General features: G+C 71.0%; 28 protein-coding genes and 1 tRNA gene. 23 read left to right on the forward strand and 6 right to left on the reverse strand.

All coding sequences use genetic code 11. The annotated features are described in order from the left end of the window. A partial coding sequence (locus IEZ00_RS31000; protein ID WP_189226919.1) for a tetratricopeptide repeat protein occupies window positions 1-364 on the forward strand: 364 nt, incomplete at its 5' end. 368 nt (window positions 365-732) lie between these two features. After that, window positions 733-1,380, forward strand: coding sequence for an HAD family hydrolase (locus tag IEZ00_RS31005; RefSeq protein WP_189226920.1), 648 nt, complete (start codon window positions 733-735; stop codon window positions 1,378-1,380). A 68-nt stretch (window positions 1,381-1,448) separates the two neighbouring features. Here the strand turns inward: IEZ00_RS31005 and IEZ00_RS31010 are convergent, their stop codons facing one another. Continuing rightward, window positions 1,449-2,978: a helix-turn-helix domain-containing protein gene (locus IEZ00_RS31010; protein WP_189226921.1), complete on the reverse strand. Its 1,530-nt coding sequence runs from the start codon at window positions 2,976-2,978 to the stop codon at window positions 1,449-1,451. A gap of 169 nt (window positions 2,979-3,147) precedes the next feature. Between IEZ00_RS31010 and IEZ00_RS31015 the strand changes: the two genes are divergently transcribed. Beyond that, entirely contained in the window at window positions 3,148-3,477 is a 330-nt protein-coding gene (locus tag IEZ00_RS31015) for a hypothetical protein (protein ID WP_189226922.1), read from the forward strand. A gap of 44 nt (window positions 3,478-3,521) precedes the next feature. Further along, complete coding sequence (locus IEZ00_RS31020; protein ID WP_189226923.1) at window positions 3,522-3,731, forward strand: hypothetical protein; 210 nt, start codon at window positions 3,522-3,524, stop codon at window positions 3,729-3,731. A gap of 63 nt (window positions 3,732-3,794) precedes the next feature. Here the strand turns inward: IEZ00_RS31020 and IEZ00_RS31025 are convergent. After that, window positions 3,795-3,865: transfer RNA gene (locus IEZ00_RS31025), tRNA-Gly, on the reverse strand. 73 nt (window positions 3,866-3,938) lie between these two features. Between IEZ00_RS31025 and dcd the strand changes: the two genes are divergently transcribed. After that, window positions 3,939-4,520 carry a dCTP deaminase gene (gene dcd / locus IEZ00_RS31030; RefSeq protein WP_189226924.1) on the forward strand — a complete coding sequence of 194 codons (582 nt, stop codon included), beginning with the start codon at window positions 3,939-3,941 and terminating at the stop codon, window positions 4,518-4,520. Here the strand turns inward: dcd and IEZ00_RS31035 are convergent. Both IEZ00_RS31035 and IEZ00_RS37405 read right to left on the reverse strand, forming a co-directional pair. Further along, window positions 4,489-5,496, reverse strand: a complete 1,008-nt coding sequence (locus tag IEZ00_RS31035) for a cation diffusion facilitator family transporter (protein ID WP_189226925.1) — start codon at window positions 5,494-5,496, stop codon at window positions 4,489-4,491. The two genes, dcd and IEZ00_RS31035, sit on opposite strands and share 32 nt — an antisense overlap. A 17-nt stretch (window positions 5,497-5,513) precedes the next feature. Further along, window positions 5,514-5,834 carry a hypothetical protein gene (locus IEZ00_RS37405; RefSeq protein ID WP_229796293.1) on the reverse strand — a complete coding sequence of 107 codons (321 nt, stop codon included), beginning with the start codon at window positions 5,832-5,834 and terminating at the stop codon, window positions 5,514-5,516. On the opposite strand from IEZ00_RS37405, the gene IEZ00_RS31040 reads away from it, so the two are divergent. The 3 genes from IEZ00_RS31040 to IEZ00_RS31050 all read left to right on the forward strand — a co-directional run bounded on the left by IEZ00_RS31040 (window position 5,769) and on the right by IEZ00_RS31050 (window position 8,098). Beyond that, window positions 5,769-6,335, forward strand: coding sequence for an SdrD B-like domain-containing protein (locus IEZ00_RS31040; RefSeq protein ID WP_229796291.1), 567 nt, complete (start codon window positions 5,769-5,771; stop codon window positions 6,333-6,335). The two genes, IEZ00_RS37405 and IEZ00_RS31040, sit on opposite strands and share 66 nt — an antisense overlap. A 76-nt stretch (window positions 6,336-6,411) precedes the next feature. Then, on the forward strand, window positions 6,412-7,683 hold the full coding sequence (locus tag IEZ00_RS31045; protein WP_189226927.1) for a hypothetical protein: 1,272 nt from the start codon (window positions 6,412-6,414) through the stop codon (window positions 7,681-7,683). A gap of 34 nt (window positions 7,684-7,717) precedes the next feature. Next, a complete protein-coding gene (locus tag IEZ00_RS31050; protein ID WP_189226928.1) occupies window positions 7,718-8,098 on the forward strand; it encodes a phage holin family protein in 381 nt (126 codons plus the stop codon). 66 nt (window positions 8,099-8,164) lie between these two features. On the opposite strand, the gene IEZ00_RS31055 is transcribed toward IEZ00_RS31050, so the two are convergent. Next, complete coding sequence (locus tag IEZ00_RS31055; protein ID WP_189226929.1) at window positions 8,165-10,429, reverse strand: (Fe-S)-binding protein; 2,265 nt, start codon at window positions 10,427-10,429, stop codon at window positions 8,165-8,167. Window positions 10,430-10,574: 145 nt separating this feature from the next. Here IEZ00_RS31055 and IEZ00_RS31060 point away from each other — a divergent pair, with 145 nt between their 5' ends. The 8 genes from IEZ00_RS31060 (at window position 10,575) to IEZ00_RS31095 (ending at window position 17,427) form a co-directional block, all read left to right on the forward strand. Continuing rightward, entirely contained in the window at window positions 10,575-10,901 is a 327-nt protein-coding gene (locus IEZ00_RS31060) for a DMT family transporter (RefSeq protein ID WP_189227063.1), read from the forward strand. A gap of 97 nt (window positions 10,902-10,998) precedes the next feature. After that, entirely contained in the window at window positions 10,999-11,478 is a 480-nt protein-coding gene (locus tag IEZ00_RS31065; protein ID WP_229796274.1) for a TetR/AcrR family transcriptional regulator, read from the forward strand. A gap of 26 nt (window positions 11,479-11,504) precedes the next feature. After that, window positions 11,505-12,083 carry a hypothetical protein gene (locus IEZ00_RS31070; protein ID WP_189226931.1) on the forward strand — a complete coding sequence of 193 codons (579 nt, stop codon included), beginning with the start codon at window positions 11,505-11,507 and terminating at the stop codon, window positions 12,081-12,083. Window positions 12,084-12,199: 116 nt separating this feature from the next. Next, the gene (locus tag IEZ00_RS31075; protein ID WP_189226932.1) at window positions 12,200-12,982 is read left to right on the forward strand and encodes a DUF4097 family beta strand repeat-containing protein; all 783 of its coding nucleotides are present in this window, start codon (window positions 12,200-12,202) and stop codon (window positions 12,980-12,982) included. A gap of 235 nt (window positions 12,983-13,217) precedes the next feature. Next, window positions 13,218-15,071, forward strand: coding sequence for a molecular chaperone DnaK (gene dnaK / locus IEZ00_RS31080; RefSeq protein ID WP_189226933.1), 1,854 nt, complete (start codon window positions 13,218-13,220; stop codon window positions 15,069-15,071). Continuing rightward, window positions 15,068-15,796, forward strand: coding sequence for a nucleotide exchange factor GrpE (gene grpE / locus IEZ00_RS31085; RefSeq protein ID WP_189226934.1), 729 nt, complete (start codon window positions 15,068-15,070; stop codon window positions 15,794-15,796). The genes dnaK and grpE overlap by 4 nt, the downstream gene beginning before the upstream one ends. Before the next feature lie 33 nt (window positions 15,797-15,829). Beyond that, a complete protein-coding gene (gene dnaJ / locus IEZ00_RS31090; protein ID WP_189226935.1) occupies window positions 15,830-17,002 on the forward strand; it encodes a molecular chaperone DnaJ in 1,173 nt (390 codons plus the stop codon). Continuing rightward, the gene (locus IEZ00_RS31095) at window positions 16,999-17,427 is read left to right on the forward strand and encodes a heat shock protein transcriptional repressor HspR (RefSeq protein WP_189226936.1); all 429 of its coding nucleotides are present in this window, start codon (window positions 16,999-17,001) and stop codon (window positions 17,425-17,427) included. The genes dnaJ and IEZ00_RS31095 overlap by 4 nt, the downstream gene beginning before the upstream one ends. Window positions 17,428-17,482: 55 nt before the next feature. On the opposite strand, the gene IEZ00_RS31100 is transcribed toward IEZ00_RS31095, so the two are convergent. Then, on the reverse strand, window positions 17,483-18,586 hold the full coding sequence (locus IEZ00_RS31100; protein WP_229796275.1) for an FAD-binding oxidoreductase: 1,104 nt from the start codon (window positions 18,584-18,586) through the stop codon (window positions 17,483-17,485). A gap of 716 nt (window positions 18,587-19,302) precedes the next feature. On the opposite strand from IEZ00_RS31100, the gene clpB reads away from it, so the two are divergent. The 7 genes from clpB to IEZ00_RS31135 all read left to right on the forward strand — a co-directional run bounded on the left by clpB (window position 19,303) and on the right by IEZ00_RS31135 (window position 26,176). Beyond that, window positions 19,303-21,885, forward strand: coding sequence for an ATP-dependent chaperone ClpB (gene clpB, locus IEZ00_RS31105; RefSeq protein WP_189226938.1), 2,583 nt, complete (start codon window positions 19,303-19,305; stop codon window positions 21,883-21,885). A 191-nt stretch (window positions 21,886-22,076) separates the two neighbouring features. Further along, window positions 22,077-22,790 carry a TtfA family protein gene (locus IEZ00_RS31110; RefSeq protein WP_209623358.1) on the forward strand — a complete coding sequence of 238 codons (714 nt, stop codon included), beginning with the start codon at window positions 22,077-22,079 and terminating at the stop codon, window positions 22,788-22,790. Beyond that, window positions 22,787-23,563 (forward strand): SDR family NAD(P)-dependent oxidoreductase, encoded by a 777-nt coding sequence (locus tag IEZ00_RS31115; protein ID WP_189226939.1) that lies wholly within the window; start codon window positions 22,787-22,789, stop codon window positions 23,561-23,563. The genes IEZ00_RS31110 and IEZ00_RS31115 overlap by 4 nt, the downstream gene beginning before the upstream one ends. A gap of 62 nt (window positions 23,564-23,625) precedes the next feature. Continuing rightward, complete coding sequence (gene pyrE, locus IEZ00_RS31120) at window positions 23,626-24,180, forward strand: orotate phosphoribosyltransferase (RefSeq protein WP_189227064.1); 555 nt, start codon at window positions 23,626-23,628, stop codon at window positions 24,178-24,180. A gap of 1 nt (window position 24,181) precedes the next feature. Continuing rightward, entirely contained in the window at window positions 24,182-24,871 is a 690-nt protein-coding gene (locus IEZ00_RS31125) for a hypothetical protein (protein WP_189226940.1), read from the forward strand. A gap of 55 nt (window positions 24,872-24,926) precedes the next feature. Beyond that, window positions 24,927-25,307 (forward strand): DUF2784 domain-containing protein, encoded by a 381-nt coding sequence (locus IEZ00_RS31130; RefSeq protein ID WP_189226941.1) that lies wholly within the window; start codon window positions 24,927-24,929, stop codon window positions 25,305-25,307. Between the two features lie 257 nt (window positions 25,308-25,564). Next, window positions 25,565-26,176: a hypothetical protein gene (locus IEZ00_RS31135; protein WP_189226942.1), complete on the forward strand. Its 612-nt coding sequence runs from the start codon at window positions 25,565-25,567 to the stop codon at window positions 26,174-26,176. The last annotated feature ends 2 nt before the right edge of the window (window positions 26,177-26,178 follow it).

Genomic DNA, 26,178 nt, shown 5'->3' on the forward strand with positions numbered 1-26,178 from the left:
CAACCTCGGCGAGGTCGCGTTCCGCGAGTCCGACAACGATCGGGCTCGGGAGCTGTTCGACCAGGCCTTGCCTCTGTGCAAGCAAGTCGGTGCGGTATTGGGGCAGGCCAACTGCCTGAGCAGTCTCGGCCAGGTCGCGTTCCGCGAGTCCGACAACGACCAAGCCCGCAAGCTGTTCGACCAGGCCCTGCCGTTATACCAACGCATTCGAGATCGGTATTCGGAGGCCATTTCACATGCCTGGCTTGCCTGTGTGACCGAAGGTAAAGAGCACGCCGAACATGTTACCCAGATGAACGATCTCGCTGTGAAACTGAAGTTGCCCGGTTTTCACGACGCGCTTCGCGCGGTGGCCGAGGGGTGATAGCTTCCCGGATAAGAACAGTTAACGACTGTCCGCGCAGTTCGACCGTCTGCGGCTGGCCCGCCGGGCGAAGCGCGTCCTCTGCTCTTCGAGGACGCCTTCGGGGGCGATGGCCGTTCCTCACCGACGTCGGGACCGACTCCCTTCCTCGCGTGGCGCGCCCGCAGGACGCCAGGTCCGCTTGGGCGTGCCGCACTACAGGGACGTCGGTCCTTCGACGTCGGCCCGGCACCAACGGCCAGCGGCCCCCGGAGGGGGTTGCCTTGAAAATGAAGAAAAGAAACTCTGAACACGCCAGCAGGTCGTCTGGTGCATGCCAAGCCGGTGCCCGTTGCGCTAAGTGAAGGTGGATGCCGTAGGAGTAGGGCATGGTGACTGCGGTGGTGTTCGACGTAGGCGAGACGTTGCTGGACGACTCGCGTGAATGGGGTGCGTGGGCCGACTGGATTGGCGTGCCCCGTCATACCTTCTCGACGGTGCTCGGTGCGGTGACGGCGGCGGGGCGGGACAACGCTGAGACGTTCCAGTACTTCCGGCCTGGGTTCGATATGGCCCGTGAGCGGCGGTTGCGTGAAGAGGCCGGGCTGGGCGAGCGCATTGAGGACGGCGACTTGTACCCGGATGTGCGGACTGGCCTGGCGCGGCTGCGCGAGCTGGGGTTGTGGGTCGGTATCGCAGGTAACCAGACCTCCCGTGCGGCGGAGTTGCTGCGAGGGTTGGAGCTTCCGGTAGACGGAGTTGTCACCTCGGGTGAGTGGGGTGTGGCCAAGCCTGCGCCGGAGTTCTTCGAGCGAGTCGTGAAGATGACGCCCGCGACTGTCGCTGGTGACGTGCTCTACGTCGGTGATCATCGGGACAACGATGTGGTGGCGGCCAAGGCGTTCGGGTTGCGGACGGCGTTGATCCGGCGGGGACCGTGGGGCTACCTGTGGGCTGACGATCCGCTGGTGCGTCGTGATGCCGATTGGGTGATCGACTCGCTGCACGACCTGCCCGAACTGCTGACCACGCGGTGAGCGGACCGCAGGTAATGTCCTCGGCTGGAACCTGCCGTCCGTGCTGCTCGGTGGCGCTGCTACCACTCTCAAACGCGTGTGCTCGTCACCGGAAGCAGTGCGCCTGAGAGGTCCAGGAAGTCGCGGACGGCGGGCGAGTCGTGGTGGTCCCGCAAACGGGTGCGGAGGTCTCCGACCGCCTCTGTCGAACGTGAGGACTTGACCGTGGCCGCGAGCTTGGCGGCGGCCATGCCCGCCGATGCCGCAGCCTCCAGGTCGTGGCTGTCCAGAGCGGCACGGGAGAGCGCGGCCTGCGCCATGGAGCCGCGGCGGGCGCGGTTCTGGCGTTCGGACTCCGTGATGGACACGCGGGCGAAGTGCGCGGCTTCCTCAGGGCGTTGCAGGTCGCGGAAGACGTGGGCGTACTCGCCGTTGAGGTAGGCCGCGTCGATGAAGCGAGCCCACTCGGGTTCGTTGCTGTGGTCGACGCCGGCGAAGGCGGTTTCGGAGAGGTGCACACTGCGGATTGCGGCCTTGGCGTCACCTGTGGCTGCCTCGGCGCGGGCCTGGAGCGCCCAGAGGTCGGCCAGGCAGGCGTCGGAGTGACCTCGGGCGAGTCCGGCCCGACCGGCCTTGGCGAGCTGGACGGCGTGGTCGGGGTGGCCGGTGAGGGTGGCCTGGTCGGACAGGCCCGCCAGGACGTGGGCACCGAGTTCGGTGCTGCCTGCGGCCTGGGCCAAGCGCAGGGCCTGGATGAGGTAGCGCTGGGCCAAGGCGTGTTCGCCGTTGTCGAAAGCCATCCAACCCAACAGGTAGAGCTGTTCGGCGGCTGCCTCGTAGAGGGCGCGGCCGGTGTCGTTGGTCGGGTCGTTGGACTTCAGCAGTGGGACGACCTGGGACGTCAGGTAGGCGGAGAGCTGATGGCGGGCGTGTCCGCCGCCGCGCATGACGTCCAACTCCTGGAAGACGCCGAAGGTCCGGCGGATCGCCTCGACCTGCTGGCCGCTGATCTTTCCCCTGGCGGTCCCTGCCTCGTCGAGCGTCGCCACCAGCCAGTCACGGCTCGGTGCGACGGATGCGGCGACGCTGAACAGCGCGTTCGCCAGGAAGGTCCTGCGCTCCATGTCGTGCCTCCCGAGTTCGGCCACTGCCTCCACCGTAGAGGGCAGCGACGTGGCGTATGGGAGTCCGAGATCGTCGAGTGACTGTGGTTGCGCCGCTTGGGTTTCCGCGTCGTGGACTTCTTGTATGCCGCCGTTGAACCACCGGAGGTGGTGGGGGACGTTGAGGGCGTTGCACCAGCGTTCGAGGCGTTCGAGGTCGGTGACGGGGCGGCGGGAGCGTTCGATTTCGCTGATGCGGCCTTGGGTGAGGTCGAGCCAGGCCGCGAGGGTGGTTTGCGGCAGCGTGGGGCGCTGGGCTTGGCGGTAGGCGCGGAAGACCTGGCCGATGTTGCGGGACTGGAACGCCTCGCGCAGGGCGGGTTGCGCCCAGAACTGCGATGGCAGCTTCGGGGCGTGCAGGGTTGAGGCCGCGGTGCACTTGGTGCACTGAGTGCTTCGGTTGTCGCTGGCCAGCCAGGTGTCGCACGTGCGGCACCGCCGTTTGGGTGTGGTCACTTGAGTGCTCACCCCCTCTGCTGAGTGCTGCGGAGTGTAGCCACGCGGTTACCGCAGAGACCGGGGATTAGTGGTCGTGTCGATGCCACTAATGGGTATTGGTATGGGATCGATCTTCCGCGCGCGTGAATCTGGGCGGGCAAGTCCGGGTGAACGCGGAGGTGGGTCGATGGGGTTGCACGTGCTTCTCCAACCGGAGGAGGACGCGGAGGCGTCGGTGGTCGAGCGCGCGCAGTGGCATCCGTCGCTGGTGATTTCCTCCGGTGACGCGCGATTGACGGTGCAGATGGCCGGTCGCGAGGGTGGCGCGGAGATGGCCATCAGGTTCGCGCGGGAGTTGGCGGAGGCTGCGGCGGCGTTCGCCGATCGGTGTCAGGAGCTGACCCGGTTGGCGCCGCTGGACTTCGACGCCCTCACCGCCGCGCTCGGCACCTCGCCCGAAGAGGTCGCCGAGGCCACGGGTCGTCACGCGCTCAGTGAGCAGTGGCCGACTGAGTAACCCGACAGGGGACGCAGGGGCAAGGGACATGGGAGGAATGAAGCGTGATCAGCACCAGTGAGGTCGATGTCTCGACCTACGTCAAGGTCTACGGCGACGTGCCGTTCAAGTGCGTCCCCACCGACGACGGCGGGGTGGAGCTCGGGTTCGGCCGGGCGGATCTGGTCCTCACCCGGAAGGCGGCGGAGCGGGTCCACGCCCAGCTCGGCACGACCTTGGCGGCGCTGCGCGAGTCGGACGCGGAGCACGGCTAGGCGCAGGGGACGCCCGAGCACGACGAAGGCCCTGGTCGAGGTGACCAGGGCCTTCGCGCTACGAGCGGGTGACGGGAATCGAACCCGCCTCTACAGCTTGGGAAGCTGTCGTTCTACCAATGAACTACACCCGCGTGGTACTGCGGCACCGATCATACACACACCCTGTCAACCGTGGGACCGGGAGACCCGCCTACCCTGTCCTCCGTGCTTCTCAGTGACCGCGACCTGCGCAAGGAAGTCGACTCCCAGCGCCTGGTGCTGGAGCCGTTCGACGACGCCATGGTGCAGCCGTCGAGCATCGACGTGCGCCTCGACCGGTTCTTCCGGGTGTTCAACAACACCCGCTACACCCACATCGACCCGTCGATCCAGCAGGACGACCTGACCTCGCTGGTCGAGCCGGTGGACGACGAGCCGTTCGTGCTGCACCCCGGTGAGTTCGTGCTGGGGTCGACGTTCGAGTCGGTGAGCTTGCCCGACGACCTGGCGGGGCGGTTGGAGGGCAAGTCGTCGCTGGGGCGGCTGGGATTGCTGACGCACTCGACGGCGGGGTTCATCGACCCCGGTTTCACCGGGCACATCACGTTGGAGCTGTCCAACGTGGCGAACCTGCCGATCATGCTGTGGCCGGGGATGAAGATCGGGCAGCTGTGCCTGTTCCGGCTCAGCAGCTCGGCGGAGTTCCCCTACGGCTCGCGCGAGGCGGGCAGCCGGTACCAGGGGCAGCGGGGGCCGACGCCGTCGCGGGCGCACCTCAACTTCCACCGGACTGATACCCGTCGCTGAGCAGCCTGCCGTAGCGGGCCAGGACGCGCTGGCGCAGCGCGGGGTCGGTGCGCGGCACGGGTTCGAGGAACACCTCGTCCAGGTCGGGGAAGCGCTGCCGCAGCTCTTCGTCGATCCGCACGCACGCCAGCTCCAGGTCGGCGGCTCCCAGGGCGTCGTCGAAGTCCAGCCTGGCGCACAGCAGGACGCGGTCGGTGCCCACGGCCATGGTCAGCAGGTCCACCACCTGGTCGACTTCGGGCACCTCGCGCAGGTAGGCCCACACCGCCCGCACCAGGACGGGGTCGGCTTGCCTGCCGATGAGCAGGTTGCGGTTGGTGGTGGCCAGCACGTAGGCGACGAACGCGAGCAGCACGCCGATGGCGATGGACGCCAGGCCGTCCCACAGCGACGAGCCGGTGAGGTGGTGCAGGCTGATGCCCGCGAACGCCAGGAGCAGGCCCAGCAGGGCGGCTGAGTCCTCCAGGAACACCGTTTTCACGGTCGGGTCGTCGGAGATCCGCAGGAACTCCCGTGCGGAGCGCTTCTCCGCGGCGGACTGGCGGCGGACCTGGCGCACGGCCTGGGCCCAGGAGACCGATTCCAGGGCGAAGGCGATGGCCAGCACGACGTAGCCGACGACGGGGCTGCTCTGCTCCTCGGGTTCGCCGAAGACCGTGCGGAAGCCTTCGTAGAGGGCGAACACCGCGCCGGAGACGAAGATGGACATGGCGGCCAGCAGGGACCAGAAGTAGCGCTCCTTGCCGTGCCCGAACGGGTGTTTGCGGTCGGCTGGGCGCTCGGAGCGGCGCAGCGCGGTCAGCAGCAGGCCCTCGGTGAACGTGTCGGCCACCGAGTGCGCGGCTTCGGACATCATGGCCGCCGATCCGGTGATGACCCCGGCGATGGCCTTCATGATCGCGATGGCCAGGTTCACCGCGAGGGCGAGCAGGACGGTGAGGGTGCTCTCCCCGCCCTTGGCCTTCGGAGACGTCATGGAAGAACGGTAGGCGGTCACGGGCCGTCCCGCTCGTTGCCGAAACGTTGCACGAACCGGTGGGAACCGGCGCAACCCCCGAGCCGTGCGGGCGTCTTTACCGGTGTCTGAACGACTTCACCGCAGCTTTTCCTGGGGGATTTGCCATGCGTTGCTCGCGCCGTTTTTCCGGGTTCGTCGCCGTCACCGCCGCAGTGCTCGCGCCGCTGGTCATGACCAGTGCCGCAGTCGCCCAGGAAGACCAGCCGAAGGCGTTGAAGAAGATTTCTGGAATGGTCTGGCAGGACCAGAACGCGAATGGCCGGATCGACGCGGGTGAGCCCGGAATCGCGGGGCACGAAATGATTCTGGTCGGGCCGAGCGGCAGGCAGACCCGGCTGAGCGGCGCCGATGGCCGCTACTCCTTCGACAACCTGCCGGACGGCATCTACCACCTGCGCTCCACCGACCGCTCGGCCTTCGGGCAGGACAGGGCGCCGAGCACCTCCTACATGCCCTCGGGTGAGCTGACCTCGCCCATCGAGCTGAGCGACCAGGCCGACCCGAGCGGGCTGAGCTTCGACAGCGGCTTCCTCGCCGCGGCCGCCAAAGCGCCGACCAGCCAGGTCGCCTCGGTGAGCACGCCCGCCGCCACCGGGACGAGCACGTCCGCGCCCGCCGCGGCGTCCGCGTCGACCAGCGCGCCCACGACGACCACGGCGACCACGACCGCCGCGCCGGTGGCGCAGCAGGACCAGTCGTCTTTCGGGACCGGGGCGCTGGTGGGCCTGTTGGCGCTGGTCGGGGTCGTGCTCGCCGGTGCCGCCGCGGCGGTGTGGCGGGTGCGCCTCGGCAAGTGACGGGGATCATGAAACGCTGAAGGGTGATCGTGCGACTACGAAATGTCGCACGATCATTTTTTCGGGGGGACTACAAGTGAAGAACGTGCTCCGCCGCGTCGCCGGGCTGACCGCCGTGCTGGTGGTCGTGGGCTCCGGCACCGCGGTCGCGCAGGACGGTGCCACGATCGAGGGGCTGGTCTGGTTCGACCGCAACGGCAACGGGCGGGTCGACGAGGGCGAGCCGCCGCTGGCCAACGGGCGCGGCGTGCGCGTCTTCCAGGGCAAGCAGTTCATCGGCGAGTACGGCACCGACGCCAACGGCCGGTACCGCGCCACGGGGCTGCCGGCCAGCGGGCTGACCATCTTCAGCCACAACACCGACGTCTACGCCGCCACCACGGAGTCCGCGCTCTACGACAAGGGCGCGGGCACGTACGACTTCGGCGTCAGGGGCGGTACGGTCACCGGGTTGGCCTACGTGGACGCCAACCGCGACGGCGTGAAGCAGGACGGCGAGCGCCCGCTCCAGGCCCCGCACCGGCTGGGCGGCCGGACCGCGACGACCACCGACGGCGGCTACCGCGTGGAGGACGTGCCGGAGGGTGAGCACGCCTTCCAGGCCGCCGACCTGCGTCGGCTGTCGCTGGTGGATTCGCCCGAGCTGGACTGGAGCACCGGCGCCAAGAAGGTCTTCGTGGGCAAGGGCGCGGAGGTGCGGCTGGACACCCGCTACTTCGAGCCGAGGGGCGACTTCGCGGTGGGTCCGCTGGTGGTGACGCCCGCCAAGGACGTCTACGCCCTGAACGACGAGGTGGAGGTCGTCGTCACGCTGACGAACAAGGGCGATGCTCCGGACAGCACGTCCTTCGTGATGGCCTCGCTGGCCGCGCGGTTGGTGTCCGCCAGTGACCAGGTGACGATCACCTACCCCGAGTTGGGTGGCGAGTTCGAGTTGAAGCAGCGGCTGGCGCCGGGCGCGAGCGTCGACGTCCGCCTGCGGTACGCGCTCGACCAGGCGGACATCGAGTCCTTCCACGTCATCGTCAGACTGGGGGCGTTCGGCGATGTGAACTTCGCGGACAACGTCTCGGTCCGGCCGATCTCGGTCCGGGTCCCGTCGAGCACCGCTCCGAGCACCACCACGACGGCGGCCCCGACGAGCACCACTGGCCCGAGCACCACTGGCCCGAGCACCACGGCCGCGCCCACGACCAGCACGACCCCGGCGGCCGTGGCGGGTGGCGGGCGGAACAGCACGGGGCTGGCGCGGACCGGCGCGGCCCCGCTGCCGTTCCTGGTCATCGGCGGCCTGCTGCTCGGCGGCGGGGTGCTGACCTACCTGGCGGCGCGCAGGCGTCGCGCCTGACCCGTTCGGCCGATCGCCGCCGCTAGTCTGCGGCATGGGCATTGTGGTGCACGTGCTGCTGACGGCGGTGGCGCTGTGGGTGTCGACGCTGATCCCCGGCATCGACCTGGGCCAGGGCTCGGCGGCGGCCACGGCGGGCACGCTGGTCGGTGTGGCGCTGCTGTTCGGCCTGGTCAACGCGCTGGTCAAGCCGGTGGTGAAGTTCTTCGGCTGCCTGTTCTACCTGGTCACGCTCGGGTTGATCGGCCTGGTGGTCAACGGGCTGCTGTTCTGGCTGACCGGCTGGCTGGCGGGTGAGCTGGGCCTGCCGTTCACGGTGGACGGCTTCTGGCCCGCCTTCTTCGGCGCGATCGTCGTCGCGCTGGTCAGCTGGCTGCTGAACCTGGTCTGGGACCGGGTCACCGAGGACGCCTGACGACGCCCGACGACGCGAGAACGCCCCCGGTCCGAGTGGACCGGGGGCGTTCTCAGGTGCGTCGGCTCAGGTCGTGGCCTTGTCCTGGTCGGGCAGCGGGGTGCCGGAGGGCACCTCGTCGGTGGGCACGTCCTGCCGCTCCTTGCCGCGCTTGACGGCGGTGAGCAGCAGCTGCGCCACGTCCACCACCTCGACGTGCGATCCGGCCTGACCCTCGTTCTGCCGCGCGGTCACGCCGTCGGTGAGCATCACCCGGCAGAACGGGCAGCCGGTGGCGATCTTCGACGGTGCGGTGCCCAGCGCCTCGTCCACGCGGTCGATGTTGATCCGCTTGCCGATGCGCTCCTCCATCCACATGCGCGCGCCGCCCGCGCCGCAGCACATGGAGCGCTCGGAGTTGCGCGGCATCTCGCGCAGCGTCGCGCCGGACGCGCCGACCAGCTCGCGCGGGGCCTCGTAGACCTTGTTGTGCCTGCCCAGGTAGCACGGATCGTGGTAGGTGACGTCCTCGGTGACCTCGGCGACCGGGACCAGCCGCCGCTCGCGCACCAGGCGGTTGAGCAGCTGCGTGTGGTGCACGACCTCGTACTGGCCGCCCACCTGCGGGTACTCGTTGGCCAGGGTGTTGAAGCAGTGCGCGCAGGTCACCACGATCTTGCGCTTGCCCGGCTCGCGGCCCTCGAAGACCGCGTTGAGCACCTCGACGTTCTGCTGGGCCAGCATCTGGAACAGGAACTCGTTGCCCGCGCGCCGCGCCGGGTCGCCGGAGCAGCTCTCCTCCGGGCCGAGCACGGTGTACTTGACGCCCGCGGTGTGCAGCAGCTCGGCCACGGCGCGGGTGGTCTTCTTGGCGCGGTCCTCGAACGCGCCCGCGCAGCCGACCCAGAACAGGTACTCGGCGTCGCCCAGCTCGCCGTCGAACACCGGCACCTCGAAGTCCAGGCCCTCGGTCCAGGCCAGGCGGTCCTTGGCGTTCTGGCCCCAGGGGTTGCCCTTGTTCTCCAGGTTCTTGAACATGCCGCCCAGCTCGGACGGGAAGTTCGACTCGATGAGCACCTGGTAGCGGCGCATGTCGACGATGTGGTCGACGTGCTCGATGTCCACCGGGCACTGCTCGACGCACGCGCCGCAGGTGGTGCACGACCACAGCACCTCGGGGTCGATGACGCCCAGCTCGTCCGCGCCGCCGATCAGCGGGCGCTCGGACTCGGCCATGGCCAGCACGTCGATGGACTCCAGGCGCTTCTTGTAGTCCTCGTACTTGTCCTCGACCAGGCCGACCTCGTCGCCCGCCATGTCGCGGCTGCCGCCCGCCAGCAGGTAGGGGGCCTTGGCGAAGGCGTGGTCGCGCAGCTGGGTGATGACCAGCTTGGGCGAGAGCGGCTTGCCGGTGTTCCACGCCGGGCACTGGGACTGGCAGCGCCCGCACTCGGTGCAGGTGCTGAAGTCCAGCCAGCCCTTCCAGCTGAAGTCCTCGACCTTGCCGACGCCGAACACGTCCTTGTCCGGGTCGGCCTCCTCCAGGTCCAGGACCTGGCCGCCGCTCATCATCGGCTTGAGGGCGCCCAGCGCGACCCGGCCGTCGGGCTCGCGCTTGAAGTAGATGTTGAAGAACGCGCTGAACCGGTGCCAGGCCACGCCCATGGTCAGGTTCTTGGCCACCACGACCAGCCACAGCATCGCCGAGAGCAGCTTGACGACGGCCATGATCGAGACCCAGTCGGGGTTCGACGGCAGGATGGTGCTCAGCGGCGCGGTGACGAAGGAGGACCACAGGGGCGGGTCCTCCAGGCCCGCGGCCTGCTTGAACGCCTTCACGCCGAGGATGCCCAGGCCCTCGATGATGACGACGGCCTCGACGAAGTAGGCGGCGCGGAAGTCCGAGCCCGCGAACCGGGAGATCCGGTCGGCGCGGCGCGGGTGGTTGAGCTGGCGGATGACGGCCAGCGCGACGCCGCCGACGACGGTGCCGATGCCGAGCAGTTCGACCAGCAGCGCCCAGGCCGACCAGGTGCCGATGACCGGCCAGTGGAAGCCGGGGTAGAACACCTCGCCGTAGGCCTCGAACAGCACCAGCGAGCCGATCAGGAAGCCCCACATCACCAGCCAGTGCCAGGGGGCGACCTTGCGGAACTTGGCCATCCGGGTGTGCGCGGCGAACTCCACGATCATCGTGCGCAGCCGGGGCCAGAACGGCCCGTTGCGGGTGCCGTCCGGCTGGCCCAGCCGGATGATGCGCACCATCCGGACGACCCCGGCGACGAACAGACCCCACGCGTACACGCTGACGGCGACGCCTATGGCGCCGAGGGTGAGCTGGAGGGCTCCCATGTGGTCGCGGCCTTTCTCGTCCGTTCTCCTGACCGGGGAGCCTACGCCGGATTACTGACCAGTAACCACTTGACCGTGGCCCATCGCATAACCGGACGGGTCTAATGTTGTTGAACAGGTGTTCCACTTGTCGTGGGAGGTCTCCGTGCTCGTCTACCTGGCGCTGGCCGTGGCGATCGTCGCGGAGGTCACCGCCACCGTGTCGCTCAAGCTCTCCGAGGGCTTCAGCAAGCCGGTTCCGTCGGTGTTCGTGGTGGTCGGCTACCTGGTCGCGTTCGGCGCGCTGAGCAAGGTGCTCCAGCTCGGGATGCCCATCGGCGTGGCGTACGCGATCTGGTGCGCCTTCGGCGTCGCGGCCGTCGCCGCCATCGGCGTGGTGCTGTTCAAGGAGCCGATCAACGCGACGATGGTGGTCGGGCTGCTGATGGTGATCGGCGGCGTGGTCGCGATCGAGCTGGGCAGTGCGCGCTGAGGGGCGCGCTGAGGGGCGCGCTGAGGGGCGCGCTGACGGGCGTGCTGACGGGCGCAGGGCGCGTGGGGACCGGCGCAGGCGCGCGATCCTGGAAGCCGTGCTGCGGGTGGTGGAGCGGGACGGGGTGGCCGGGGTCGGTCACCGCTCCGTCGCGCGGGAGGCGGGCGTGCCCACCACGTCCACGACCTACTACTTCGCCACCCTCGACGACCTGCTGACCGCCGCACTGCTGTGGGCGGCCGACGAGCTGGCCGCCGACTTCCACGCCGCCTGCTGCGCGCCGGGGGCCACCCCCGAGGCGGTGGCCCGGTTCCTCGCCGACGCGCTGGGCCCGCGCCGGGGCCGCACGGTGGCCGAGTACGAGCTGTACCTGCTCGCCGCCCGCCGCCCCGAGCTGCGGCCCGCCGCGCGCCGCTGGATCGACCTGTTCACCGCCGCGTCGTCGGCGCCGGACCCGGTGGCCTTCCGGGCGTTCCTGGCCGCCGTGGACGGGCTGCTGATCCAGGGGCTGATCGCCGATGTCCCCCCGACGGAGCAGCAGTTGACGCCGGTCGTGTCCGTTCTGATGCCCCCTTGATGACCTTCGGGCGGGATGATGGGCGGATGAGGTTCGCCGGGCGGGAGTCGTGGCAGGTGTCCCACGGGAGCAGCTTCACGATGGACACCGCGCTGTTCGTGCGCGACACCCTGGCGCTGTCCGTGGAGACCGTCCCCGAGCTGCCCGGACTGGACCCGCCGGTGCCGGTGTTCGTCCCGCCCGGCGTGGACCGCGCGGGCGCCGCAGAGGAGTGGCTGGGCTGGTGGGCCGACGTGCTCGACCACGCCCGCGGCGACCGGTCCGACGTGCCCTCGCCCGCCGACCCGGCCGCCCGCTCGCTGGCGGTGCGGCCCGCGCTGCGCGGCGCGGTGGAGGCGCTGATGACCCCCGCGAGCCAGTACTGGACCCGCACCTCCGGGACCGGGCACCCCACCGCGCTGCCGGTCGGCGAGGTGGTGCGCGGGGTGGAGAGCAGGCTGGGCAGGCAGGCCAGGCCGTTCCGCCTGGTGATCACCGTGGTGGGGGTGCAGGGGCTGGTCTGGGAGCGGATGACCGACTCGCACGTGATCGCCTCCCGGCGCTTCCTGGACGACCCGGCGCGGTGCGCGCCCGCGCTGCGGGCGGTCGTCGAGTCGCTGGCCTGAGCACCCCCGCCAGGGGTAGGGAGAACCCCCGGTCGCACTCGGGGGTCCGCCCCGGTGTGCCGGGGCGCGCGCGGCCCTAGCTTGGTTCCAACAACCTGTGAGCCGAGGGGGCAGTGGTGAAGCGGATCGCGATGTCAGCCGTCGCCGCGGTGGCCGTGGCGGTGTCGCTCACGTCCTGCGTGCGGATGGTGCAGAACGAGGCGCGTGACGACTACACGGTCGAGGACCGGATCGGCACCGTGCGGGTGCAGAACGGCGCGGGCGACGTGAACGTGCGACACGCCGAGGGGGTCTCGGCGATCGAGGTGCACCGCCTGCTGCAGTACCCCAAGGGCGGTGACAAGCCCGGCGCGACCCACCGCGTGGAGGGCGACACGCTGGTGCTGGACGGGTGCGGCAGCAACTGCTCCGCCGACTACGAGGTGGTCCTGCCCGACCGGGAGGCCAGGGTGGTCGGCGACAACGGCTCCGGTGACGTGCGGGTGGAGGGCGTGGCGGCGGTCGAGCTGACCACCGGCTCGGGCAACACCACGCTGCGGACCGTGACGGGTGCCGTGCGGCTGGAGAACGCCTCGGGTGACGTGGAGGTCTCCGACGTGGGCGGCGACTTCACCGGGCGGATGGGCTCGGGCCGGACCCGGCTGTCCGGGATGCGCGGCGCGGTGGTGCTGGAGAACGACTCCGGCGACACCGAGGTCGCCATGGCCGAGGCGCGCCCGGTGCGCGCCGAGGGGGGCAGCGGCAACCTGACCGTGCGGGTGCCTCAGGGCACCTACCGGGTGGAGGCCGACGCGGGCAGCGGCGACGAGCACATCGGCGTCACCAGCGACCCGAACGCGACCGTCGAGCTGGTGCTGCGCACCAGGAGCGGGGACCTGACCGTCCAGTCGGCCGCCTGATCGAAGCGGCCTGAGCAAGGGGGAGTCGAACCGCCCGTCCGCGTCTCGCGGGCGGGCGGTTCGGCGTCGCGGGGGTGTCCCGGATCACCACCCGGCGGGAACACCGCCGGGTGGTGGCGCGTTGGTAGGGGCAGGAAGGTTGAGCCGGGTGGACTCAAGTCCGGTTCGACTGGCAAACTTGAGCCAGTGCCGCTCAACGCGGGGCTCTCACAAACGCACTACCAGGAGGAATCCAATGGCGCGAGCGGTCGGCATCGACCTGGGGACGACCAACTCCGTCGTCGCGGTCCTGGAGGGTGGCGAGCCGACGGTGATCGCCAACTCCGAGGGCTCGCGGACGACCCCCTCCATCGTGGCCTTCGCCAAGAACGGCGAGGTGCTCACCGGGCAGCCCGCCAAGAACCAGGCGGTGACCAACGTCGACCGCACCATCCGGTCGGTCAAGCGGCACATCGGCACCGACTGGACCACCGAGATCGACGGCAAGAAGTACACCCCGCAGGAGATCAGCGCGCGCGTGCTGATGAAGCTCAAGCGCGACGCCGAGGCCTACCTGGGCGAGGAGATCACCGACGCGGTGATCACCGTCCCCGCGTACTTCGAGGACGCGCAGCGCCAGGCCACCAAGGAGGCCGGTCAGATCGCGGGCCTCAACGTGCTGCGCATCGTCAACGAGCCCACCTCCGCCGCCCTGGCCTACGGCCTGGACAAGGGCGAGAAGGAGCAGACCATCCTGGTCTTCGACCTCGGTGGCGGCACCTTCGACGTCTCCCTGCTGGAGCTGGGTGACGGCGTGGTCGAGGTCCGCGCGACCTCCGGCGACAACCACCTCGGCGGCGACGACTGGGACCAGCGCATCGTCGACTGGCTGGTCGAGCGGTTCAAGCAGAGCAACGGCATCGACCTGACCAAGGACAAGATGGCGCTGCAGCGCATCCGCGAGGCCGCCGAGAAGGCCAAGATCGAGCTGTCCAGCTCCTCGCAGGCCACCATCAACCTGCCCTACATCACCGTGGACGCGGACAAGAACCCGCTGTTCCTGGACGAGACGCTGTCCCGCGCCGAGTTCCAGCGCATCACCAACGACCTGCTGGAGCGCACCCGCGCGCCGTTCAACAACGTCATCAAGGACGCGGGCATCAGCGTCGGCGACATCGACCACGTGGTGCTGGTGGGCGGCTCCACCCGCATGCCCGCCGTGGCCGAGCTGGTCAAGGAGCTGACCGGCGGCCGCGAGCCGAACAAGGGCGTGAACCCGGACGAGGTCGTCGCGGTGGGCGCGGCCCTGCAGGCCGGTGTGCTCAAGGGTGAGGTCAAGGACGTCCTGCTGCTCGACGTGACCCCGCTGTCGCTGGGCATCGAGACCAAGGGCGGGGTGATGACCAAGCTCATCGAGCGCAACACCACGATCCCGACCAAGCGCTCGGAGATCTTCACCACCGCCGACGACAACCAGCCGTCCGTGCAGATCCAGGTCTTCCAGGGTGAGCGCGAGTTCGCCCGCGACAACAAGAAGCTCGGCATGTTCGAGCTGACCGGCCTGCCCCCGGCCCCGCGCGGCGTCCCGCAGATCGAGGTCACCTTCGACATCGACGCCAACGGCATCGTGCACGTCTCCGCCAAGGACATGGGCACCGGCAAGGAGCAGTCGATGACGATCACCGGCGGCTCGGCGCTGCCCAAGGACGACATCGAGCGGATGATCAAGGACGCCGAGGCGCACGCCGAGGAGGACAAGCGCCGCCGCGAGGAGGCCGAGGTCCGCAACCAGGCCGAGACGCTGGTCTACCAGACGGAGAAGGTCGTCAAGGAGAACGACGACAAGATCCCGGCCGAGGTCAAGGACAAGGTCAAGGCCGCCATCGAGGAGACCACCGAGGCGCTCAAGGGCACCGACATCGCCAAGGTCCGCGCCGCGGTGGAGAAGCTGGCCGCCGAGTCGCAGGCCATCGGCCAGTCGCTGTACGCCAACACCGGCGCGCCGACCGCGGACGCCGCGGGCTCCGCGGACGCGGGCCAGGGCGCCGCGGGCGCCAAGGCCGACGACGTGGTGGACGCCGAGATCGTCGACGAGGACGAGAAGAAGTGACCCAGCACGAGGAGCAGCCGCACGTGGTCGTGCACGACCGGCGGCGCATCGACCCGGAGACGGGCGAGGTCCGCGAGGCCAAGCCCGCCGAGGCGGCCGAGGCCGAGCAGGACGCGGCCCAGGAGACGACCCGGGACACGGCTCAGGAGACGGCTCAGGAGACGGCTCAGGACGCGGCTCCGACCGGGGGCGGCAGGCACGCCGCCCCCGAGCCGGAGGGCGGCGAGCCCGAGGCCGCGCCCGCCGAGCCGGACCCGGCCGCCGAGCTCAAGGCGCAGCTCGACGAGCGCACCGCCGACCTGCAGCGGTTGACCGCGGAGTACGCCAACTACCGCAAGCGCGTCGAGCGCGACCGGGAGCTGGTGGTCAGCAACGCCAAGGCCCAGGTGGCAGGCGAGCTGCTGGGCGTGCTCGACGACCTGGAGCGGGCGGGCGCGCACGGCGACCTGACCGGCGCGTTCAAGGCGGTGGCCGACAAGCTGGTCAACACCCTGCACGGGGTCGGCCTTGAGCCCTTCGGCCACGACGGCGAGGAGTTCGACCCGGCGGTCCACGAGGCGGTGCAGCACAGCACCTCGCCCGACGTCAGCGGCCCGACGGTGACCGCGGTGCTGCGCCGCGGCTACCGGTTCGGCGAGCGCGTGCTGCGGCCCGCGCTGGTGGCCGTGACCGATCACGAGCCCGCGGCCGAGCCGCCGCAGGACGTGGATGAGCAGCAGGACTGATCGGATCAGCACCGAGGGGAGGGATGTCCGGCCGTGAGCGCGAGGGACTGGATCGAGAAGGACTTCTACCGCGAGCTGGGCGTCTCCTCCGACGCCTCGGCCGAGGAGATCAAGAAGGCGTACCGGAAGCTGGCGCGGGAGCTGCACCCCGACGCCAACCCCGGTGACACCAAGGCCGAGGCGCGGTTCAAGGCGGTCTCCGAGGCCTACGGCGTGCTCTCCGACGCCGCCAAGCGCAAGCAGTACGACGAGGCCCGCCGCCTGTTCGCGGGCGGCGGGGGCTTCCCCGGCGGCTTCGGCGGTGGCGGCGGCTTCGACGTGGGCGACCTGTTCGGCCGCGCCGGGGCGCAGCCCGGCGGCATGGGCGGCGGGCTGGGCGACCTGCTCGGCGGGCTGTTCAACCGGCGCGGCGGCGGGGCGGCCTCGGCCACCCGGCCGCGGCGCGGCGAGGACGTCGAGACCGACGTGCGCATCGACTTCACCGAGGCGGTGCGCGGGGCCACCGTGCCCATGCGGCTGTCCAGCCCGGCGGCCTGCGGCACCTGCGGCGGGTCCGGGGCGCGTCCGGGCACCACGCCCCGGACGTGCGCCAACTGCGGCGGCGCGGGCCTGGTCACGCGCAGCCAGGGGGCGTTCGCGTTCTCCGAGCCGTGCCAGGACTGCCGGGGCACCGGCCGCGTGGTGGACGACCCGTGCCCGGAGTGCGGCGGCGACGGCGTGAGCACCAGGACGCGCACGCTGACCATCCGCATCCCGGCCGGGGTGGACGACGGCCAGCGCATCCGGCTGGCGGGCCAGGGCGAGCCGGGCCGCAACGGCGGGCCGACCGGCGACCTGTACGTCCGGGTGCACGTCAACCCGCACCCGGTGTTCGGGCGCGCGGGCAACGACCTGACCGTCACCGTGCCGGTGACCTTCCCCGAGCTGGCGCTGGGCACCACGTTGACGGTGCCCACGCTGGAGGGCAAGGTGACCGTGAAGGTCCCCGCCGGGACCGCGAGCGGGCGGGTGATGCGCGCCAAGGGCAAGGGCATCGCCCGGCGGGACGGGCAGGTCGGCGACCTGCTCATCACGCTCCAGGTGGCCGTGCCGAACAACATGGACGCCAAGGCCCGCGAAGCGCTGGAGAACTACGCGCTGGCCACGGCCGGGCACGACCCCCGGCCGGACCTCAACGCGCTGCTGGAGGAGAAGGGCAGGTCATGAGTTTCCCGTTCCCGCCCGGCACCGACGAGGACACGCCGTTCTTCGTGATCTCCGTGGCGGCCCAGCTGTCCGGTCTGCACGCGCAGACCCTGCGCAGCTACGACCGCCTCGGGCTGGTCTCGCCCGGCCGCACGCCCGGCGGCGGCAGGCGGTACTCCATGCGGGACATCGTGCTGCTGCGCGAGGTGCAGCGGCTGTCCCAGGAGGACGGGGTCAACCTCGCGGGCATCAAGCGGATCATCGAGCTGGAGAACGAGGTCGGGGCGCTGCGCGCCAAGGTGGCCGAGCTGACCGAGCAGCTGGCGTCGGCGATGGCCGCCGCCGAGCACGCGGCGGCCTCGGTGCACGCCTCCTACCGACGTGAGCTGGTGCCGGTGCGGCACGAGACCGCGCTGGTGGTCTGGAAGCCCCAGCAGAAGCGCTGACGAGCGCTCTTCGCCCGCCGCGACCCCTCTTGGGGGTCGCGGCGGGCGTTCGCGCTCAGTCCAGGGTGAACGGGTCGTACTTGATCCGGTCCAGCGGCGTGCCCGCCACCAGCATCCGGGACACCGTGGCGCGGATCATCGACGGCGAGCCGCAGACCAGCACGTCCCGGTCCTCCCAGGTGCCGTAGCGGGTCACCACGTCGGCCAGGGTGCCCTGCTCCACGCCGCGCAGGCCGTGGGCGGACTCCAGCACCGGGACCACGGTCAGCCACGGGTTGGTGGCGGCGACCCGCTGGAGGTTCTCCAGGTCGTAGAGATCGTCCCTGGTGCGCCCGCCCATGAACAGGTGCACCCTGGGGTTCTCGCCCCACTGGGCCAGTTCGTCGATGATGGCGTGCATGGGGGCCACGCCGGTGCCGCCCGCGACCATCAGGATGTCGTTGCCGCGCCTGCGGTCCACGCCGAGGCGGCCCATCGGGGGGCCGATCCGCCACACGTCGCCGCGCTGGGTGTGGCCGACGATCGAGCGGCTGACCCAGCCGCCCTCCACGGATCTGATGTGGAACTCGATGATGCCGTCCTCGCGCGGCGCGTTCGCGGGCGAGTAGTAGCGCCACAGGCGGGCGCGCTGCGGGGTCTCGACGCTGACGTACTGGCCCGCGCGGTAGTCCACCGGGTGGTCGGGCTGCAGCCGCACCACGGCCAGGTCCCAGCTGACCCGCTGGTGGTCGATCACGGTGGCGCGCCAGTAGGCGGGGCCCTCGTCGGCGTGCGCGGCCTCCTGCATGGAGCGGGCCATGATCGTGTACGCCTCGGCCCAGGCCATCTCGACCTGGGGGGTCCACACCGGGCCCGCGTACTTCTTCACCGCGGCGAGCAGCGCCGTGCCGACCGACTCGTAGTGCGCGGAGACCACGCCGAACTTGCGGTGGTCGCGGCCGAGCTGGCGCAGGAACGGGATCAGGTCGTCGGGCCGGTCCACCATCTGCACGACGTGCACGAGGGCGCGCAGCAGCCTGCTGCGCTGCACCTCCATGTTGACCGGGAACATCTCACGGGTCGCCGGGGCGAGGCTGAAGAGCATCCCGTAGAAGAACTTGGCGACTTCCTCCTGGCGCGGCTCGACCACCGCGAAGCTCTCCCGGATCATCCGCACCATGGCGGTGACCCCCGGGGGCGGCTCGCGGTGCGGCGGCGTCGGGAGTGGGCTCAACACAGCGTTCGCAGTCATGGTCCGGGCGCAGTCTCCACGTTCGTAGCGGCGCCAGCAAGGCGCTACGTCCTCGTCAAGCTTCCTCCCCGACGCGGGGGACACTAACCCGTCGGATCGGTTATTGACTCCTTGATGCCACCTTCGAGTGCAGTCTGACTTCGGTGCGTGACGCTACGTTGCGGCCAACGAGCGAACCTGCGTCATCGGTTGTACCGTGATCGCCGCTTGCGCACCACTGCCAGCCGTGTGGACCCGTCCTCGCCCTCGGCTCACCCCTCTGGCGGTAGGGGGGACCCCGCTCCCCCGACTTGTGGACAACGACCTGCGGATTGTGGACAACTCACATTACCGTGTGGACAAACCGCTGGTACATGTGGGTGACGCAGGTCAACGGCCCATTCCGCAGCGCTGCGACCCGCCCGGAAACCGCTGTCCTCGGCGTCGGCGGGCACCACTCGTCCGGACCCGTTCGGCCGCCTCCCGCGCCCCCGCCCGGTCCTCCGCGAGCGCGGTGGACAGCGTGTTCCGACAGGTCCCGCATGGCCCAGATCACACCGCTTGCAGTAGGTTGAGTGGAACGGACTCAACTTTTCTGACGTTGATCCGGGTGTGGGCCGGTGCGGGACGCCGGTCCGCGCAGGCGACGCCGACCGAGGTGAGGAATGGACGCTTTCAACCCGACCACGAAGACGCAGCAGGCGGTCTCCGCCGCGGTGCAGGCGGCGACCATCGCGGGCAACCCGGACGTGGGGCCCGCGCACCTGCTGGGCGCCCTGCTCGCCCAGGGCGACGGCCTGACCGCGCCCCTGCTGTCGGCCGTGGGCGCCGACCCGGACCAGGTGCGCAAGGAGCTGGACCAGATCACCCGCGCCCTGCCCGCCGCCACCGGCTCGTCGGTGTCCGCCCCCCAGTTCTCCCGCGAGGCCGTGCGCGTGCTCACCCGCGCGCAGGAGCTGGCCACCGAGATGGGCGACGAGTACGTCTCCACCGAGCACCTGCTGGTCGGCCTGGCCCAGCACGGCGGGCAGGTCGCCGACCTGCTGCGCCGCCAGGGCGCCGCGCCCGAGGCGCTGCGCGAGGCGTTCGGCAAGGTCCGCGGCTCCGCGCGGGTCACCAGCCCCGACCCGGAGGGCACCTACAAGGCGCTGGAGAAGTACGGCGTCGACCTGACCGCCCGCGCCCGCAAGGGCGAGCTGGACCCGGTGATCGGCCGCGACGCGGAGATCCGCCGCGTGGTCCAGGTGCTGTCCCGCCGCACCAAGAACAACCCGGTGCTCATCGGCGAGCCCGGCGTCGGCAAGACCGCCATCGTCGAGGGGCTGGCGCAGCGCGTCGTCGCGGGTGACGTGCCCGAGTCGCTGCGCGGCAAGCGCGTCGTGGCGCTGGACCTGGGCGCGATGGTCGCGGGCGCCAAGTACCGGGGCGAGTTCGAGGAGCGGCTCAAGGCCGTGCTCAAGGAGATCACCGACTCCGCGGGCCAGGTCATCACCTTCATCGACGAGCTGCACACCATCGTCGGCGCGGGCGCGACCGGCGAGTCCGCCATGGACGCGGGCAACATGATCAAGCCCATGCTGGCCCGCGGCGAGCTGCGCATGGTCGGCGCCACCACGCTGGACGAGTACCGCGAGCACGTGGAGAAGGACCCGGCGCTGGAGCGCCGCTTCCAGCAGGTGCTGGTCGGCGAGCCCTCGGTGGAGGACACCATCGGCATCCTGCGCGGCCTCAAGGAGCGCTACGAGGTGCACCACGGCGTGCGGATCACCGACGCCGCGCTGGTCGCCTCGGCCACCCTGTCCGACCGCTACATCACCGCCCGCTTCCTGCCCGACAAGGCCATCGACCTGGTCGACGAGGCCGCCTCCCGGCTGCGCATGGAGATCGACTCGCGGCCGGTGGAGATCGACGAGGTGGAGCGCGCCGTGCGCCGCCTGGAGATCGAGGAGATGGCGCTGGCCAAGGAGGAGGACGCGGCCTCCCGCGAGCGGCTGGCCGCGCTGCGCGCCGAGCTGGCCGAGCGGCGCGAGTCGCTGGCCGCGCTGGCCGCCCGCTGGCAGAACGAGAAGGGCTCCATCGAGAAGGTCCGCGACCTCAAGGAGCAGCTGGAGCAGCTGCGCGGCGAGTCGGAGCGGGCCGAGCGCGACGGCGACCTGGGCCGGGCCGCGGAGCTGCGCTACGGCCGCATCCCGGCGCTGGAGAAGGAGCTGGAGGCGGCCACCCGCACCACCCAGGAGGCCGCCGTGATGCTCAAGGAGGAAGTCGGCCCCGACGACGTCGCGGACGTGGTCAGCGCGTGGACCGGCATCCCGGCGGGCAGGCTGCTGGAGGGCGAGACGGCCAAGCTGCTGCGCATGGAGGACGAGCTGGCCAAGCGCGTGGTCGGCCAGGCCGAGGCGGTGCGCGTGGTCTCCGACGCGGTGCGCCGCACCCGCGCGGGCGTGGCCGACCCGGACCGGCCCACCGGCTCGTTCCTGTTCCTGGGCCCGACCGGCGTGGGCAAGACCGAGCTGGCCAAGGCGCTGGCGGAGTTCCTGTTCGACGACGAGCGGGCGATGATCCGCATCGACATGAGCGAGTACTCCGAGAAGCACTCGGTGGCCCGCCTGGTCGGCGCTCCCCCCGGCTACGTCGGCTACGACCAGGGCGGCCAGCTGACCGAGTCGGTGCGCCGCCGCCCGTACTCGGTGGTGCTGCTGGACGAGGTCGAGAAGGCCCACCCGGACGTGTTCGACGTGCTGCTGCAGGTGCTCGACGACGGCAGGCTCACCGACGGCCAGGGCCGCACGGTCGACTTCCGCAACACCATCCTGGTGCTGACCTCCAACCTCGGCTCGCAGATCATCGCCGACGCGACCCTGGACGACCGGCAGCGCCACGACGCGGTCATGTCGGTGGTGCGCGCCCACTTCAAGCCGGAGTTCCTCAACCGGCTCGACGACGTGGTGGTCTTCCACGCGCTGGCCACCGAGGAGCTGACCTCGATCGTGGACATCCAGGTCGGCAAGCTCGGCCGCAGGCTGGCCCAGCGCAGGCTGACCCTGGAGGTCACCCCGGCGGCCCGCGACTGGCTGGCGCTCAACGGGTTCGACCCGGTCTACGGCGCCCGCCCGCTGCGCCGCCTGGTGCAGTCCGCGATCGGCGACCAGCTGGCCAAGGAGCTGCTGGCGGGCGAGGTCCGCGACGGCGACGCGGTGCGCGTCGACGTGCTCGACGACGCCTCCGGGCTGATCGTCGGCCGCGGCTGATCCGAGCCCGCGACGCCCCCGCGCCGTCACCCGGTGCGGGGGCGTTCGCATCATCGCTGCCGGAACGGGTAGCTCATCGTCATGAGGATCATCTTCGACACGAGCTTCCGAGGTAACGGCTTGGGCTGTTCGCGCGAACCGCGAGTGCCGTGATCTTCGTTCTGGCCGCCGAGGCCGCTACCCTCGCACCCGTGGGCATACCGGCGTGGGTCTGGTTCACCGTGGCGGCGGTGGCGGGAGTGGCGGGCTTCGCCCTGCTCGCGACCGACCGGGCGCAGCGAACCGCGCGGAACCGCGAGCGGCGCAGGTGGGCGGCGCTGCGCGGGTGGCAGTTCGAGGAGACCGACCACGTGCTGCCCACCCGCTGGGAGAGCGGCGCGATCGCCTACTACGGCACCGGCGTAGCCAAGGACGTGGTGGCGGGCTCGACCTTCACCGCCGACGGCCGCCGCCAGGTCTACGTGCTCGACCACGAGAACGGCGGCAAGGTCACCTCGGTGCTGGTGGCCGTGCGGTGCAGGCGCCCGCTGCCGGTGGTGGTCGAGCTGTGGCTGTCCACCGTGCCGTTCCAGCGCCACCAGATGCCCGACCTGCTCGGCCCGGTCGGCTCGCGCTACGCCTTCGTCGGCGAGCTGCCCGCCGCCCGCAAGCTGATCACCCCGGACCTGGTCGACGCCGCCGAGGAGATCGGCGCGGACGTCACCGTGGTGTGGCTGGAGAACGACTGGGTGCTGGCCGCCGCGCCGCCCGGCGCGAGCCCGGCCCGGCTGGAGCGGCTGCTGCGCGACCTGGGCGAGCTGGCCGACGTGGTCGACCCGTTCGAGGCCGACCCGGAGCTGGAGGCGTCCGGGACCGACGGCGGCGGCGCCGAGGTCTACCGCCCGCAGTTCGGGCGCAAGTCGTGACCCCGCCGACCGCGCTGGTCACCGGCGCCACCGCGGGCCTGGGCGCGGCGTTCGCCCGCAGGCTGGCCGCCGAGGGGCACGACCTGGTGCTGGTGGCCCGCGACGAGGCCCGGCTCAACACCATGGCCACCGCCCTGGGCTCCCGGCACGGCGTGGCGGTCGAGGTGCTGCCCGCCGACCTGTCCTCGGCGGCCGAGCGCGCCAAGGTCGAGGCGCTGCTGGCCGAGCGGCCGATGGACCTGCTGGTCAACAACGCGGGCTTCGCCAACTCCGGCGAGTTCGCCGAGCTCGACCCGGACCGGCTGCAGGCCCAGCTGGACGTGAACGTGACCAGCGTGCTGCGGCTGACCCGCGCCGCGCTGCCCGGCATGGTGGCGCGCGGTTCCGGCGCGGTGGTCAACGTCTCCAGCGTCGCGGGCTTCCTGCCCGGTCGCGGCTCGACCTACAGCGCCGACAAGGCGTGGGTCACCGCGTTCTCCGAGGGCATGGCCGCCGCCGTGGCGGGCACCGGGGTGCGCGTGCTGGCGCTGTGCCCCGGCTACGTGCGCACCGAGTTCCACCAGCGCGCGGGCATCGACATGAGCGGCACGCCGGGCTACGCCTGGCTGGACGCCGACCGGGTGGTCCACGACTGCCTGGCCGACCTGCGCGCGGGCAAGCAGCTGTCGGTGCCCAGCGCCCTCTACAAGGCCATCGTCGTGGTGTCCCGGCTGCTGCCGCGCGGCCTGCTCCGGTACGCCGCCTCGCGGGCGGGCGGTCGCGGCCGCACCTGAACCGCGTGCCGGAGTGGTGCGGCGGCGCGGGTGTGACAGTCTTGGCAGCCGTGCGAACTGAAGTGGTTCTGGACGCCGGTGCCAAGTCCGAACTGGCCCGGTTGGTGAGCGAGCTGGCCGTGGTGCACGGCAAGGTGACGTTGTCCTCCGGGGCCGAGGCCGACTACTACATCGACCTGCGCAGGGCGACCCTGCACCACGCCGCCGCGCCCCTGATCGGCAAGCTGCTGCGGCAGCTCACCGCCGACTGGGACTACGTCGCGGCGGGCGGGCTGACCCTGGGCGCGGACCCGGTGGCGTGCGCCATGATGCACGCCGCCGCCGCGTCCGGGGAGGTGCTCGACGCGTTCGTGGTGCGCAAGGCCGCCAAGCAGCACGGGATGCAGCGGCGCATCGAGGGCATCGAGGTCGCGGGCCAGCGGGTGCTGGCCGTGGAGGACACCTCCACCACCGGCGGCAGCGTGCTGACCGCGGTCGAGGCGCTGCGCGAGGCGGGCGCCGAGGTGGTCGGCGTGGCCACCGTGGTCGACCGCGACACCGGCGCCCGCGAGGCCATCGAGGCGCAGGGCCTGCCCTACCGGTACCTGCTCGACCTCGCCGACCTCGGCCTGGCCTGACGTGACCGCCCTCGTCCTGCTCATCGTGATCGTGGCGATCCTCGGGACCGGGGTCGCCGTGGGGTTGGCGCGGCGCAAGCGCAACCCGTTCACCGACCAGCGGTTCGTGAACCAGTGGGAACAGCGGATGCGCGCCCTGGAGGCGTCCCTGGGCTGGCGGTTCGTCGCCGAGGACCAGGGCTTCCAGGAGCGCGTGCCGCAGATCGGCCGGATGCTGGAAGCCGACCGCAGCCGGGTCAAGTTCCAGCTGGTCGGGCAGTGGCGCGGCGTGCCCGTGCTCGCCGTGGAGGTGGTGCTGCGCACCGACAACGTGGTCTCGCACGAGTACCGGACGTACTCGGTGGTGGTGGTGCCGCGCCCGATGCCGGGGCCGTGGGTGCTGATCAGCCCGCGCGACGACAGCGTGTGGGGGCTGTTCGAGCAGTTCGTCACCACCGGCGACCCGGCCTTCGACAGCCGGTACGAGGTGCGCCGCAAGAACCCGGCGTTCGCCACCGCGCTGCTGTCGTCCGGGTTGGCCCAGGCCCTGCTGCACGACCCGCGCGCGGTGGGCGTGGCGCTGGCCTTCGACGAGCACAACCTCGCCGTGGCCGTGCCGGGACCGCTGCTGCAGGCGCCCCTGGGCCACATGGCCGACCTGGTGCTCGACGTAGCGTCACGAGTGCCCTGGCAGGCTCTGCCACGTGGCTGAATAATCGGGTGCCCGACGGGGAAACCGGCCTACTGTGGGGGTAGGGAGGTCGGGGATGGTCGCGCGCGCGTTCGCCGAGCTGGTGATGGTGCTCCACTTCGCGGTGCTGCTCTTCCTCGTGGTCGGGGGGTTCCTGGCGTGGCGGTGGCCCAAGGTCATCTGGGCGCACGCGGCGATGGCGGCGTGGGCGGTGCTGGTGGTGGTGTTCCCGCTGGCCTGCCCGCTGACCGCGGTCGAGGACTTCTTCCGGGTGCGGGCCGGGCAGGAGGAGCTGGCAGGCGGGTTCATCGACACCTACGTCGACGGGGTGCTGTACCCGGAGTCGGCGGCGCGCGCCGTGCAGCTGGTGGTGGCGCTGCTGGTGCTGGTCTCGTGGACCGGCTACTACCTGCGCCGCCGGGCCGGGCACGCGGCTTCCGCGGCGGCGTGCCGCTGAGTTCGACTGCGTCCGATCAGGGGACAAACTCACCGGATCGAGAAAGTGACCTCCACCCTGTACGCGGGGCGTCGGAGGAGGTCGGGGTGAGCGGAATCCGCTTGCGGCAGCACGCGAACCCCCTGGCGGGGCTCCGCAGTCCTCTCCGGAGGTGGCGCGCCGCCCTTCCGCCGTCCCTGGCCATGCGGCGCGAACGGGTTTGGCACGCGGATCTGTACTCCCGACTCCTCGCCCAGTACTGCGACATCCTCGTAGCGGTGCACGGTCAGCGGTGGCATGTCGAGCGCTGGTCGCAGAGGGTGCACATCGGCGGCAACGGTGACGTGTGCAAGAGGATGGTCTTCACCGTCGTGGCGGACAGCGACCGCCTGGACTTCGTCAGCTTCTTCGAGCGGGTGGACTGGGACTGGCCGCTGAAGTGGCGGAACCGGGTGAGCGTGGAGGTGCGCACCTCCACGAACGGCGGATCAGGCGGTGTGCGGCTGGACACCACCCACCAGTGGACCGAGCGCCTGGTCAAGACGTTCGTCCACTTCGACCGGGCCATGCGGCGCGGCGAGAAGATCACTCTCACGGCTGAGGTGTGCTGGCCCGCCATGTGCCTGCCCTTCGTGCGCGGCCGCGGCCCCGACGTCTTCCTGGTGTCCTTCACCGATGTGACGTCCCTGGTCGAGCACGTGGTGGTGCTGCCGAAGGGGTGGCAGGTGAACTACGAGGAACTGGGGCTCACGGAAGGCGAGGACAGCTACGCGATCGCCACGTCCTTGAACCGTGATGGTCGGGTGGAAGCCGCGCTGACCGCCCGTGACGTGCCGGGGCACCGCAAGATCGGCCTCAAGTTGGACCGGCGCCCGGTCGCCGCTGGGTAGGC

Source organism: Saccharothrix coeruleofusca, from assembly GCF_014648515.1.
Lineage (GTDB): Bacteria > Actinomycetota > Actinomycetes > Mycobacteriales > Pseudonocardiaceae > Actinosynnema > Actinosynnema coeruleofuscum.

Bases quoted from the DNA above. Each gene is read 5' to 3' on its own strand.
- IEZ00_RS31005 (WP_189226920.1), top strand. From the start codon at position 733: ATGGTGACTGCGGTGGTGTTCGACGTAGGCGAGACGTTGCTGGACGAC.
- IEZ00_RS31015 (WP_189226922.1), top strand. From the start codon at position 3,148: ATGGGGTTGCACGTGCTTCTCCAACCGGAGGAGGACGCGGAGGCGTCG.
- IEZ00_RS31035 (WP_189226925.1), bottom strand. From the start codon at position 5,496: ATGACGTCTCCGAAGGCCAAGGGCGGGGAGAGCACCCTCACCGTCCTG.
- IEZ00_RS31040 (WP_229796291.1), top strand. From the start codon at position 5,769: ATGGTCTGGCAGGACCAGAACGCGAATGGCCGGATCGACGCGGGTGAG.
- IEZ00_RS31050 (WP_189226928.1), top strand. From the start codon at position 7,718: ATGGGCATTGTGGTGCACGTGCTGCTGACGGCGGTGGCGCTGTGGGTG.
- IEZ00_RS31055 (WP_189226929.1), bottom strand. From the start codon at position 10,429: ATGGGAGCCCTCCAGCTCACCCTCGGCGCCATAGGCGTCGCCGTCAGC.
- IEZ00_RS31070 (WP_189226931.1), top strand. From the start codon at position 11,505: ATGAGGTTCGCCGGGCGGGAGTCGTGGCAGGTGTCCCACGGGAGCAGC.
- dnaK (WP_189226933.1), top strand. From the start codon at position 13,218: ATGGCGCGAGCGGTCGGCATCGACCTGGGGACGACCAACTCCGTCGTC.
- IEZ00_RS31095 (WP_189226936.1), top strand. From the start codon at position 16,999: ATGAGTTTCCCGTTCCCGCCCGGCACCGACGAGGACACGCCGTTCTTC.
- IEZ00_RS31100 (WP_229796275.1), bottom strand. From the start codon at position 18,586: ATGGTGCGGATGATCCGGGAGAGCTTCGCGGTGGTCGAGCCGCGCCAG.
- clpB (WP_189226938.1), top strand. From the start codon at position 19,303: ATGGACGCTTTCAACCCGACCACGAAGACGCAGCAGGCGGTCTCCGCC.
- IEZ00_RS31130 (WP_189226941.1), top strand. From the start codon at position 24,927: ATGGTCGCGCGCGCGTTCGCCGAGCTGGTGATGGTGCTCCACTTCGCG.